Source organism: Macellibacteroides sp., from assembly GCF_050251695.1.
Classification (GTDB): domain Bacteria; phylum Bacteroidota; class Bacteroidia; order Bacteroidales; family Tannerellaceae; genus Macellibacteroides; species Macellibacteroides fermentans.
In genome coordinates this window covers 1-13,108 of sequence record NZ_JBFWMI010000086.1, presented here as the reverse complement: position 1 = coordinate 13,108, position 13,108 = coordinate 1, and the positions used below count along the sequence as shown (strand labels likewise).

Below are 13,108 nucleotides of genomic sequence, written 5' to 3'. Positions count from 1 at the left end.
CCCATCAGATAGTAAAAGTAGGCGTCCAGCTTACGGGAAGCAACGATGGACGGATTTTGCTGTTTCAAGGTTCCCGAAGCTGCATTGCGCGGGTTGGCAAAGAGGGGCTCCTCCTGACTTTCACGCTCTCTGTTGATTCGGTCGAATTCGGCCCAGGGAAGTAATATTTCGCCTCTTATTTCAAAATTATCTGGATAATTGCTGCCCATCAGCTTTAAAGGTACCGAACGAATCGTTTTCACATTGGCCGTTACATCGTCACCTTTGGTTCCGTCTCCACGGGTAACAGCCCGGATCAGTTTTCCCTGTTCGTAGGTAAGCGAGATAGAAGTTCCGTCGTATTTTAATTCGCAAACAATCTCGAACGGCTCATTCAACGCTCTGGCAGTGCGTTCATAAAAGTCAGTCACCTCTCCATCCGAATAGGTGTTGCCCAGCGACAACATCGGATAGACATGCGCAACCTGATCGAATTCTTTAGATAAATCGCTTCCCACACGTTGTGTTGGCGAATGCGGATCGGCAAACTGAGGATAGGTTTTTTCAAGCTCTTCAAGCTCTTTCATCATCTCATCAAACACCTTATCCGAAATTTCGGGAGCCGATAACACGTAGTAGGCATAATTGTATCTGTCCAGTGCCTCTCTCAAACCGGCAATTCTTGATGCTATCTCATCCATTATTATCAATATCTTGTTTAGTATTACTATTATTTATCGTACTCGTTCCGAAACAAACCAGGGATTAGTAAGATTTTCCTTGTTGTATTCCAGAGGATCCCTGCCGTTCAGTTTAAAGATCTCGCATCCTGCTTCCCTTAAAATGATGTGCCCTGCTGCAGTATCCCATTCCATACAAGGAGAAAAACGGGGATAAATATCAGCGCTTCCTTCGGCAACCATGCAGAGTTTAATGGAGCTTCCGCAGACCAGCAATGTAACTTCACTGCCCTGCTCTCTCAGATTATCGACAAACGCTGCCACATGCACATTCACATACGAACGTGAAGAGGCTACTATCACACCTTCGCGGTACATAGGCAGAGGTAATTTAAGGGCCCGCAACAGCAATTTATTCCAATCGACCGCATCATCCCAAACGACATCAGTTATTTTGAAGGCTCCACTACCCTTTTCTGCAAAATATAGGACCTGTCTATCCGGGATATAAATAACACCCAAAACAGGTTCGCGGTTCGATATAAGGGCGATGTTTACAGTAAATTCACCATTCCTGCGTAAGAAGTCTTTGGTTCCATCCAATGGATCAACCATCCAGAAAAGCGCCCAGTCTTTGCGTACCTCGTAGGGGATTTCGCCACCCTCTTCACTCAAAACAGGGAAAGAGGTTTGGTAGAGATAGGAAAGAATCACCTCATTTGCATTGCGATCTGCCACCGTTAAAGGCGAATCATCCGTTTTAAGCTCCAATTCCAGGTCGGCCTTCGTATCGTTATAAATACGGATTATCTCTTTTCCTGCATGTAATGAAGCTTTTATAGCTACTTCCAAATTGCTTTTTGCTACTATCATCTGTTATCTCTCATGCGTTTGGTTCTGCAAACATACTAAAGAAATATCCTTTTATTCTATATCGTGCGCAATTTATAACTTATTTTTAGGAGCTCTCTGAAAATAATTGTAAATTTGCGTCGTCTCTAACTAAATAGAGTTTCTTTTTTGCATATTCATTTGCAGTAAACCAATTTTTTAGGTAATGAAAAAGGACAACATCATTTTCGACATCATTGAAAAAGAGCATCAGCGGCAACTTAAGGGAATTGAACTTATTGCTTCTGAGAACTTTGTAAGTGACCAGGTAATGCAAGCCATGGGCAGCTGTCTTACCAACAAGTACGCAGAAGGTTATCCCGGCAAGCGTTATTATGGAGGTTGCGAGGTAGTAGATCAAAGCGAAACCATCGCCATCGAAAGACTGAAAAAGCTATTCAATGCCGAATGGGCAAACGTACAGCCGCACTCAGGTGCACAGGCTAACGCAGCCGCATTCCTTGCAGTTTTAAATCCGGGGGATACGTTCCTGGGACTTAACCTCGCACACGGCGGGCATCTCTCTCATGGGTCGCCCGTAAACAGCTCTGGTATATTATATCACGCAACAGAATATAACGTTAAGGAAGATACCGGTATGGTCGATTACGACCAGATGGAAGAGGTAGCACTCCGCGAACGTCCCAGATTAATCGTAGGTGGAGGTTCTGCCTATTCGCGTGATTGGGATTACAAACGTATGCGTGAGATAGCAGACAAAGTAGGTGCTTTGTTGATGATCGACATGGCTCACCCTGCCGGTCTTATCGCTGCCGGTCTGCTTAACAATCCGCTTGAATACGCTCATATTGTAACATCAACCACTCATAAGACCTTACGTGGACCACGTGGAGGTATTATTCTTCTTGGTAAAGATTTTGAAAATCCATGGGGTAAGAAAACGCCAAAGGGAGAAATCAAGATGATGTCTCAACTACTAGACTCAGCCGTATTCCCAGGTATACAGGGTGGTCCGCTTGAGCATGTAATTGCAGCCAAAGCAGTTTCTTTTGGCGAAGCATTGGAGCCCGAATACAAGGTGTATCAATCGCAGGTTAAAGCCAACGCTGCAGCTATGGCTAAAGCATTTACCGATGGTGGATACAAAATTATTTCCGGCGGTACAGACAACCACAGTATGTTGATTGATCTTCGCACCAAATTCCCTGAACTGACAGGAAAGGTGGCAGAAAAGGCTCTTGTGGCTGCAGACATTACTGTAAATAAGAACATGGTTCCGTTTGACAGTCGTTCTCCATTCCTTACTTCAGGTATCCGTGTGGGTACACCGGCCATCACTACCCGTGGTGCGAAAGAAGCATTAATGGCGGAAGTGGTTGAAATGATGGATACCGTTCTTTCCAATCCGGAATGCGATAAAACTATCTCTTCTGTTCGCGAAAAAGTAAACAGTGTAATGAAGGATTATCCCATCTTTGCATGGTAATACTACTATAGAAACGAGGTACGTCCCCTCGGTGGGACGTACCTTATTTTTTTCCTTGCTTAAGCTAAAACAACCATATTAATTATTATAAACATGAAGACACTCTTTTTGCTTTGTGCCACAGCGGCACTTTGCCTGTTCGCGTCATGCGAAAGTCCCACAAAACAGATGCCTTACAACCAGGGTATCAATGTTATCCCCAAGCCTTTAAGTCTGGTTCAGAACGAAGGCAGCTTTAAAGTAACAAAAAGTACGAAGTTCTATGCTTCTACTCCCGAAGCCAAAACAATCGCCACTTTCTTCGCTTCAAAAATTGAATCATCCACCGGATATGATCTGGCTATCAGCGAAGAAGAAGTATCTTCTAACGCCATCGCTTTACTAATTGACAACTCTTTGGAAGTAAACGACGAAGGTTATACATTGGATGCAACTGATAAACTGGTATCCATTAAAGCGAAAACTGCCAAAGGTCTTTTCTATGGTATGCAAACGCTTATGCAGTTACTTCCGGCCGAAATTGAAAGCACAACTGTGGTTAACGGTATAGCCTGGACACTGCCATGCGTTACCATTAAAGACGAACCACGCTTTGCTTACCGTGGAATTATGCTTGATCCTTGCCGTCACTTTATTCCGGTTGAAAATATCAAAAAGCAACTGGATGTTCTTGCTTTATTTAAGATCAACCAATTCCACTGGCACCTTACTGAAGACCAGGGCTGGCGTATTGAGATTAAGAAATACCCGAAACTAACTGAAATCGGTTCTAAACGTGTTGATGGCGAAGGAACAGAATACAGTGGTTTTTATACCCAGGAACAGATTAAAGAGGTGGTAGCCTACGCTTCAGAACGCTTTATCAATGTAATTCCTGAAATTGAGTTACCGGGACATGCCCTTGCTGCTATTTCTGCCTACCCTGAACTTTCTTGTAAAGGCGACTCATTGTCTCCAAGAATTATCTGGGGCGTGGAAGAGGACGTATATTGTGCAGGTAAAGAAGAAACATTCAAATTCCTTGAAGATGTAATTTCCGAAGTGGTAACTTTATTCCCCGGAGAATATTTCCACATCGGAGGTGACGAGTGTCCTAAAGTACGCTGGGAGAAATGTCCGTTGTGCCAAAAGAGAATGCGTGAGAACAAGCTGAAAGATGAACACGAGCTGCAAAGCTATTTTGTTCAACGCATAGAAAAAGTACTTGCTTCGCATGGTAAGAAAATGATCGGCTGGGACGAGATCCTGGAAGGTGGTTTAGCTCCTTCTGCAACAGTTATGTCATGGAGAGGTGAAGATGGCGGTATTGCTGCAGCAAGCATGGATCATGATGTTATTATGACTCCGGGAAGCAATGGCATGTATCTGGATCACTACCAGGGCGATTCCAAAATAGAGCCGGTCGCAATCGGAGGTTACACTTTGTTGGAAAAAACATACAGCTATAATCCGGTTCCCGACACTTTGGTTGGTTTAGGCAAGAGCAATTTTGTTAAAGGTGTTCAGGGTAATATCTGGTCGGAATACATGTACACAACCGACTTGATGGAATACCGTATATATCCGCGTATCCTTGCTGTTGCTGAAATTGGATGGACTCCTTTGGAAGGAAAAGATTACAAAGACTTTGAACGTCGTATAGACAATGCATTGGTACGTTTGGACTGCCACGGTATCAACTATCATATTCCTCAACCTGAACAACCAGGCGGTTCAATTAATTTTGTAGCCTTTACAGACAAGGCAACATTGGAATTCAAGACCACCCGTCCGGTTAAAGTTGTTTACACCACCGATGGCTCCGAACCAACAGCAACTTCGGCAGTTTATTCTACTCCTTTGGAGTTCAACGAATCTGCTACATTGAAGATCCGTTCCGTACTACCTTCAGGAAAGATGAGTCCGGTTCGTACAATTACAGTTGAAAAGCAAACGTTGGCACCAGCCAAAGAGGTAGCTGCAACTAAACCCGGATTAAAGATGAAGGTTACTTATGGCTATTTCCTGGAATCTTCAAAATTGGAAGGTGTTACAGATTGGAAAGAATCAACTATTAAGGATCTATTTGAAATCCGTTCAGTAGAAAAGACCGACGAATCCATGCGTAATGTAAAACAATACGCAGCTGTTGCCAGTGGTTATGTGAATATCCCTGAAGATGGAGTCTATATTTTCTCGTCGGACAATGAAGAGGTTTGGATTGATGGAAAACTGCTGATCAATAACGGAGGAGAAGTAAAACGTTTCTCCAGACATGACAGCTCCGTTGCTCTGGCCAAAGGATTACATGAAATCAAAGTTGTGTTCCTTGGACACATTATTGGTGGCTGGCCTTCTAACTGGAATGATGGTAGTGTAAAAATACGCAAAGCAGGAGCCGAGAAGTTTGAAGCTATCACACCTGCAATGCTTTCATATTGATTTAAACAAGTGACTGTTTCAGGAATAGCATACTATCAATGCTGATTCTTGAAACAGACCATTCTAATAAAAGAGGGAGAATCCATGGATTCTCCCTCTTTTATTAAGATCAATAGTAAGTTTTACCTGAGAACAGAACAACATTAAAAAACTACCTGAGGCACAACATCCAATGGCAATGTAAAATAGAAGGTACTTCCTTCACCTACCTGTGAAGTAGCCCAAACCTCCCCTCCCATTTTTTTGACAAGCCCCTTGGTTATTGTCAGTCCCAATCCAAAACCATTCTGGGTGGTATTGAGTTTTACAAAACGATCAAACACCGATTCAAGCTTATCTTCGGGGATTCCAACCCCTGTGTCTTTAACATAAAACTTCACATAACCACTTTCCAATTCATACCCAAAGCTTATTTGCCCCTCAGTTGTGCTACGTATGGCATTATTCAATAAATTATTCATTATCTGAAGCAACCGGCTTTTATCCGTATTCAACCATAAATCGGAACGAGGAGTTTCAACTACAAGCTTTACACCATCAGGCATTCGCATGGAGGTGATTCTGTAAATCTCAACCATCAGCTGATCAATAAAAACAGGGTCTGTATTAATTTTGATTGTATCAGATTCAATTTTCGACAAATCCAATATATCGTTAATCAATCGAAGCAGCAACTCATTATTAGTCTTTATAATATCAATGTATCTTTTTCGGTCCTCCTCATCCTCTGTATAAGCCATCAGATCAGAAAAACCGACAATGGCATTTAACGGAGTTCGTATCTCATGACTCATGTTGGCAAGAAAAGCCGATTTCATTTTATCTGCATTCTCGGCCAATTCCTTTGCCTCTATTAGAGACGTAATATCCCACCAAATAGTAACGACCAAGAACTTATCATCCCCTTGCGGGACTAAAAACTTGATAAGGTCCTGATAGACTTTTTTACCCGACAAAACAGTTTTACAAGTTCGAAGGCACAATTTCTCACCCGTTCGCATCAATTCGTTCTCCTGAGATCGGATAGCCTCCCTTAACTCCGCCGAATATAGACACAACTCCTCATTCGTCTTACCAACAGCAGTAGCAGCAGAAATTCCCGTATTTTTTTCCAGCTCTTTATTCCAATAAACGTAACGAAAATCATCATCCGGATCTTTAATGGACAACTCCATTGGAATGGTGTCAATAATGGTAGTGAGCAGTTTATTCAGCTCATTCAATCTCTTTTGTCTTGAAATTCGCTTTGTTATATCATGTGCATAAATCATCACGCGTTGTTGATCATAGGCAACGATTCGCATTTGGTAATAGTAGGGATTTCTATCACTGTCGTAAATCTTAAAGTCAAGAAATTGAGGTAATCCGTCCTGAAGTGTGTCAGCAATCGCCTTTCTAATCTTTACAAGGTCTGAATTATCATGCCGGTTTTCAAGTGCTTTTCCAACAATTGAATGATTAAAAATAGGATCATTATGCTTCGAAAGTATTTCATCTATTACTCCATCTTTACGAGCAATAAAAAGCGTATCAGAAATGCATTCCAACACTTTCTGGTATCTAAAACGTTCTTTTGCAATTACCTCTTCTTCCGAATTATCATTTTTCGAATCGTTTATCGTATTAAAATAAACCATTCTACCGTAAGAAAAATCAGGAGGTGTCTCACCGTTGTGATTCTCTGTGGTCTTCTTTGTCATTATGTTATAGTGCTCAGAGGGTTAAAACCGGCGCAATATAAAAACAAATTAGCTATTAATCAAATTTTAGACGCATAATAGTAAACGAATTAGGTGGAAACTCATATACCATTGGTCCCTGCAGAGAAAATCCCGTTGTTTTCTTTACCGGAATAATATTATCGGGACTGGAAAAATTATTACCAATTTCCGGATCTCCGGCTAATTCTATAATTTCCGCATTTAGCCCCACACTTATTCCATTAATATTCAATTGCGTTTTTTCAGGATGTCGGGTCGTATTAACCACTTTAATGATCAATTGCTTGTTCTTGTCGTCGCGGGTAGTAGCTACAACCAACGATGGAATTGGTCTCAAATTTGCTTGTTGAACCAGTTTATCATCCACATAACAGGATATTATATCGTCTTTACAAGTCACACTCACCTTATACCACTGGTTGCTGACAAACGAAAACGGCACATCTTCCGTCAACTTATCTTTTACGAATCCTGCCATTCTGTACAGCTCACAACTTTCAAGACCGATCGTAAAACAAACATGGTTGGCTGCAGCATTCTGCAATCCATTATCTCTCACTCTGATCTGAATCTGACCACTACCTTTGGTACGTCTCACATAGGTTGTAAACGTATAATCGTGTTCTGTAGAGTCACCCATCATAATGTAATTCCATTTATTGGGTTCTGCTACAAGCATCTCATCCGCGAACTTCCATCCGCCGTTTACTATTTTCGATTTAAAAGACTTATTACCGTCAATACGTATATTCCTGAAATCAAAGCTATTGTCAAACATATACAAGGATGCAGCTCCAAATGTTACCTGAGGCCTCTCATACGAGGTTACCGCTGTCTTAAGTATCGCATCCCCTCTGTTTTCACCTAACATCGAAAGCATATGATATGATGGAGTCTTAACTGCCTGTTTATTGTTAAACAGAATCAATCCTTTGGCTTTTTTGTTCATTTGCACATTAGCCAATGCAGGTGCATAGGCTATGCGCTTAACAGCATCCGGATTACGCTCAAGACCTAATAAAAAACAAGCCTCAGCTAAAGCCGAACGAAGTGTGCCGCTGGATTCATCTCTTACCAGACCAAATTCTCCAATAAACATGGGAGGTTGTCTTTTCGCATACAGGAATCCGTCGAAACGGCTTTGGTTAGTAATAAAAAACATCTCGTCGCCATAGTAATGGCTGTCCACCCAATCCACTCTGTTTCGGATATCTGTTATAACATTTCCAATAACGGTAACCCGCGGATAGACTTTATGGATAGCCTCCTTAAACAACTCATACCTTCGTACATACTCAGTACCGTAGTTTCCACTGCCAATCTCGATAAACCGAAGGTTAAACGGTTCCGGATGCCCCTGGGATGCACGGAGTTTACCCATTGCCGAATCTCTGGGAGCATTTGCAAATGCAATAGCATCCAATGCATCCTGTACGATTTTATCCATAGCGGTAATATCCTCAAAACGGGGACGTCTCTTCTGACTTGTCACACCGCTGTTGATTACATAAATTGGCTCAGCTCCAATAGATTCGCAAAAACGAAGATATTCAAAATATCCCATTCCATTGGTTGTACCATACCCGTTTGCTGTCCAAAAATGTTTTCTTTTGGCTATATCCCCTATCGTTTCATGCCAAACGGGGAATGTCCCACCAGTAAATCCTTCTACAAAATCGCCACCCGGAAACCGGATAAAGCGGGGCTTAAGACCTGCGATTAAATCGGCTAAATCCGGACGTAATCCATTTGGCATTCCTTTCCAGGTTTTTTCCGGAAACAATGAAACTACATCTATCCAGAAAATTTGGGACTCATTCGAAGTGAATGTAAGCACGGCATCCCGAACATCTTCCAAAGCAGTAAACGCAAACTTCACTTTCCGCCAGGCAGTTGTAGGATTCACTTTCATCACGTTGCTCAACACTCTTTTAGCTGCAGAATCTTCCAAAGCCACATGCACCTCTTTCGGTTGTAAGGAAGTACCTTTTAGGTAAAATGACAGTACATATTTTTCTCCTTTAACAAGAGAAATCCCCTTGTATCCGGTAGCTGCAATACCGCCCCTGCCGATTGAATCGTTGGCAGTAACTGCCACAAGCAAAGAACGTCTGTTCTCTTCATTAATTAATTCGCGCGTATCCAGATACATTTTTGAACCCGGAGTAAGCGTACGCCAACCGATAACACTGTCCGGCTTCACAAAGGGCATCACATAACCATTGGGTGTTACCAGTACATTTTCTTTATAATCGTAGGCACTATGAAGCGGAAGCACGCCATCTTCGAAGCTTCTGTTCTGTATCAGTTCGGCGTAAATACCACCATCTACAGCATGGTTTATCTCTTCAATCGAAACACCATACAAGTTTTTATTAACAGGAAAAGTAAGTCCGTCCGCATCAATTGTTATGGACGAAGTAACAGGCATTTCCGGTCGGCATCCACTTAACAGGAAAAACATAAAGACACCTAAAAACCAAAAGCCACTTTTAATACTATGATTACTCAGATTCACTTTTCAACGAATTAAAAACATTTGAAATACCTGCATTTTACAAAATAAACATGCAAACTTAGCTAATTATTCTCAGATAAAGGTACCTATTTTATATTTCAAGACATATTTCCTCAAAAATAATCGTACATCAAAACAATAATTTCAAAAAAAATGTTATTTTTGCATTTAATATTATCTAAATATAAATTACCTCTACATTCACCATGAGTAAACAGGTTTTATTAGTTGACGACAAGCCCGAGATCGCCAAGATTATTATGCTTTATCTGGCAACGTACGAAATTAAGTATGTTGAAAATCCTGTTAAAGCCATTGCTTGGCTTAAAGAGGGAAATATGCCAGACTTGATTATATCTGATTTAAATATGCCCGAAATGTCTGGAGAAGAATTTCTGCGTTACATTAAAACGGATGAAATGTTCAGTCACATTCCTGTGCTTATATTATCAAGTGTTGAAAGCAGTTTTAACAGAGTTCGTCTCTTTGAAGAGGGAGCGGAAGATTTTATTTTAAAGCCATTTAATCCTGAAGAATTAAGGGTTAGAGTAAAAAGACTGTTACGGTAATGCTGAGCATATATTTCGGCAGCGACATAGCCTATGCAGATTGGATACGGGAAACTATCAATCAGGAAGTTGTAGTTTGTTCCAATTTCCTGCAAATAAATAATATCCTTTCTGAAACCATCCGTAAAAGAAAGGAAGATCATTGTTTTGTGTTCATTCAACGCAAAAACAAGCTGTCCGATTTAAAAATAATCAGCCATCTAACTAAAAGCTATTCTTCAGTTTATATTATTCTGGTTGGAGTACCTTTAAGTATTGAAGAAAAGAAAGAATATCTTACAGCCGGGACAGACAGTATTATTTCTGATAAAAGAAATGACACCGAATTAATCCGCATTCTTGATTTCGCCATTAAATACAATGAGAGGATCAATAGCACATCTTTACGTTCAAAAGAACTGGAATCCTTCAAGATGCCACTATGGAAAAGAACGTTCGATATTGCATGCTCATTAGCAGCTATTATAATCCTATCGCCCCTGCTAATATTGACCTGGCTTGCAATACGACTGGAAAGCAAAGGAGATGCCGTTTACAGATCCAAAAGAGTTGGCAGCAACTATCAAATATTTGATTTTTATAAATTCCGGTCGATGTACTCCGATGCTGATAAACGTTTGGCTGAATTCAAAAAACTGAATCAGTACGCACAGGAGGAGTTGACGGAACAGGAATCCAAATCATCGTCCACCCGATTACATAAAGCGGATGTTGTACTTTTTGCCGACGATGCCATCACTTCCGAGAAGGAATATATCGCTGCAAAAAAACAAGAAAGATCCAACGCTTTTGTCAAATTTGAGAATGATCCGCGAATTACCAAAATTGGAAAAATCATCCGAAAATACAGTATAGACGAATTGCCACAGCTATTCAATATCCTCAAAGGGGATATGTCTGTTGTTGGTAACCGGCCACTCCCTTTATATGAAGCAGAGCTTCTTACAAGTGACGAGTATATTCATCGGTTTATGGCTCCGGCCGGATTAACCGGCCTATGGCAAGTGGAAAAACGTGGAGAAGCAGGAAAGCTGTCTGCGGAGGAACGAAAAATGCTGGACATCCGTTATGCAAATGAATTTTCTTTTCTTATGGATGTTAAAATTATTTTTAAAACATTTACCGCATTCATTCAAAAAGAAAATGTATAACCGTTTATAAAATAAACTTTCATTTAGAATGGAAAACAATCCGGTTATATCAATCATTACAGTAAATTTTAACGGGCTGCAGGATACACTTGAACTATGCCGGTCTGTTAAAGACCAGGTTAAATCCATCAGCTATGATCTTATCGTTGTAGACAATGGGTCAAAGGTTGATGAAGCTGCACAAATAAAGCAAATCTATCCATGGGTACAAGTTATCCGATCGGAGAAAAATCTTGGTTTTTCAGGTGGTAATAACCTGGGAATCCGTCAGGCTAAAGGTGATTTTATTTTCCTTTTAAACAACGACACCTATTTGCCCGACGAAAGTATTCATAACTTGGTTGATACGTTGAAGTCCAATAAAAATCTGGCTGCTGTATCACCCAAAATTAAATTTGCCTGGTCTCCATTTGCCATCCAGTTTGCCGGATTTACACCATTATCTGCCATTACTTTGCGAAATAAAACCATTGGTTTTGGAGAATCTGATAATGGGCAATACAATCAATTCAGACAAACTCCCTTATTGCATGGTGCAGCCATGATGGTTAAACGACATATAATAGAAGAAGTAGGACTTATGCCCGAACTTTATTTCTTATATTATGAAGAAATTGATTGGTGTACGACCATGACTGAACATGGATATATATTAGGTTACGAACCTAAATGTACAGTATTCCATAAAGAAAGCAGGAGTACCGGACAAAACAGTCCGCTTCGCTCCTACTATTTAACGAGAAACCGACTTTTATTTGCCTGGAGGCATCGCTCCGGTTTTACAAAATGGCTTTCTATCGGCTATCAGAGTCTGATTGCCATACCAATTCATACAATAAAATTCCTGCTTAAAGGAAATACAGCCAATGCGATTGCGCTTTTAGAAGGTTTGACTGCATTTATACAATTAAAAAAATAAAGACAAAACGTATGACATTGTATACGATTTTAGACAACATAGACTCACTTTGTTTCTTTCTATTGGGAACATCCGTTCTCTATTTATTTGTGTTTGCGCTCCTTTCACACATCAAGCGTAAGGACATATATCCTGCAGCCGGCAAATTGCATCGGTTTGTTATTCTTTATCCGGCCTATAAAGAAGATCGTGTGATAGAGAATGCTATTTCCAACTTTCTCGAGCAGGACTACCCTAAATCCTGCTACGACGTTGTTGTAATATCTGATCAAATGCAAGATGACACCATCAACAGATTAAAATCCATGTCTGTTACATTGATGGAAGTTCACTTTCAGCAAAGCTCCAAAGCTAAGGCAATGCAATATGCAATGGAGAATCTGGACAAGAATACCTATGATATGGTAGTTATAATGGATGCCGATAATACCGTGGAACCCAACTTCCTGCATGAACTAAACAAAGCTTACCACAGTGGATGCCTTGTTATACAGGCACATAGAATGGCCAAAAATCTCAATACAGACACAGCCATATTAGATGCAGTGAGTGAAGAAATCAACAATTCAATTTTCCGCAAAGGGCATGTACGTCTGGGATTATCTGCGGCTTTAATCGGCTCCGGAATGGCGATCGACTTTCAATGGTTCAAAAAAAATATATTCAAGCTGCAAACTGCCGGAGAGGATAAAGAATTAGAAGCCCTGCTTCTTAAAGAAAACATTTTTATCGAATATCTTGAACACGTAAACGTATACGACGAAAAAACACAAAAAGACAGTACATTCTACAATCAAAGGAGAAGGTGGCTG

10 protein-coding genes are annotated in these 13,108 nt (G+C 40.7%); 6 read left to right on the top strand and 4 right to left on the bottom strand.

What is annotated here, in order from left to right; genetic code table 11:
- The coding region (locus AB7E53_RS11865; protein ID WP_446775852.1) for a DNA ligase LigA-related protein at positions 1-680 on the bottom strand (680 nt) is incomplete at its 3' end.
- Positions 681-713: 33 nt separating this feature from the next.
- Complete coding sequence (gene cysQ / locus AB7E53_RS11860) at positions 714-1,532, bottom strand: 3'(2'),5'-bisphosphate nucleotidase CysQ (protein WP_446775850.1); 819 nt, start codon at positions 1,530-1,532, stop codon at positions 714-716.
- Between the two features lie 184 nt (positions 1,533-1,716).
- Here cysQ and glyA point away from each other — a divergent pair, with 184 nt between their 5' ends.
- Positions 1,717-2,997 (top strand): serine hydroxymethyltransferase, encoded by a 1,281-nt coding sequence (glyA, locus tag AB7E53_RS11855; protein WP_068183584.1) that lies wholly within the window; start codon positions 1,717-1,719, stop codon positions 2,995-2,997.
- Positions 2,998-3,090: 93 nt separating this feature from the next.
- On the top strand, positions 3,091-5,418 hold the full coding sequence (locus AB7E53_RS11850; RefSeq protein ID WP_446775848.1) for a family 20 glycosylhydrolase: 2,328 nt from the start codon (positions 3,091-3,093) through the stop codon (positions 5,416-5,418).
- A 143-nt stretch (positions 5,419-5,561) separates the two neighbouring features.
- On the opposite strand, the gene AB7E53_RS11845 is transcribed toward AB7E53_RS11850, so the two are convergent.
- Together AB7E53_RS11845 and AB7E53_RS11840 are read right to left on the bottom strand one after the other, a co-directional pair.
- Entirely contained in the window at positions 5,562-7,118 is a 1,557-nt protein-coding gene (locus AB7E53_RS11845; protein WP_446775846.1) for an ATP-binding protein, read from the bottom strand.
- 55 nt (positions 7,119-7,173) lie between these two features.
- Positions 7,174-9,657 (bottom strand): alpha-L-arabinofuranosidase C-terminal domain-containing protein, encoded by a 2,484-nt coding sequence (locus AB7E53_RS11840; RefSeq protein WP_446775844.1) that lies wholly within the window; start codon positions 9,655-9,657, stop codon positions 7,174-7,176.
- A gap of 206 nt (positions 9,658-9,863) precedes the next feature.
- Between AB7E53_RS11840 and AB7E53_RS11835 the strand changes: the two genes are divergently transcribed.
- The 4 genes from AB7E53_RS11835 to AB7E53_RS11820 all read left to right on the top strand — a co-directional run.
- The gene (locus tag AB7E53_RS11835; protein ID WP_068183571.1) at positions 9,864-10,226 is read left to right on the top strand and encodes a response regulator; all 363 of its coding nucleotides are present in this window, start codon (positions 9,864-9,866) and stop codon (positions 10,224-10,226) included.
- Positions 10,226-11,377, top strand: coding sequence for a sugar transferase (locus tag AB7E53_RS11830; protein ID WP_446775842.1), 1,152 nt, complete (start codon positions 10,226-10,228; stop codon positions 11,375-11,377). Before AB7E53_RS11835 ends, AB7E53_RS11830 begins: the two co-directional genes overlap by 1 nt.
- 28 nt (positions 11,378-11,405) lie before the next feature.
- Positions 11,406-12,296 (top strand): glycosyltransferase family 2 protein, encoded by an 891-nt coding sequence (locus AB7E53_RS11825; protein WP_446775840.1) that lies wholly within the window; start codon positions 11,406-11,408, stop codon positions 12,294-12,296.
- A gap of 11 nt (positions 12,297-12,307) precedes the next feature.
- A partial coding sequence (locus tag AB7E53_RS11820) for a glycosyltransferase (protein WP_446775838.1) occupies positions 12,308-13,108 on the top strand: 801 nt, incomplete at its 3' end.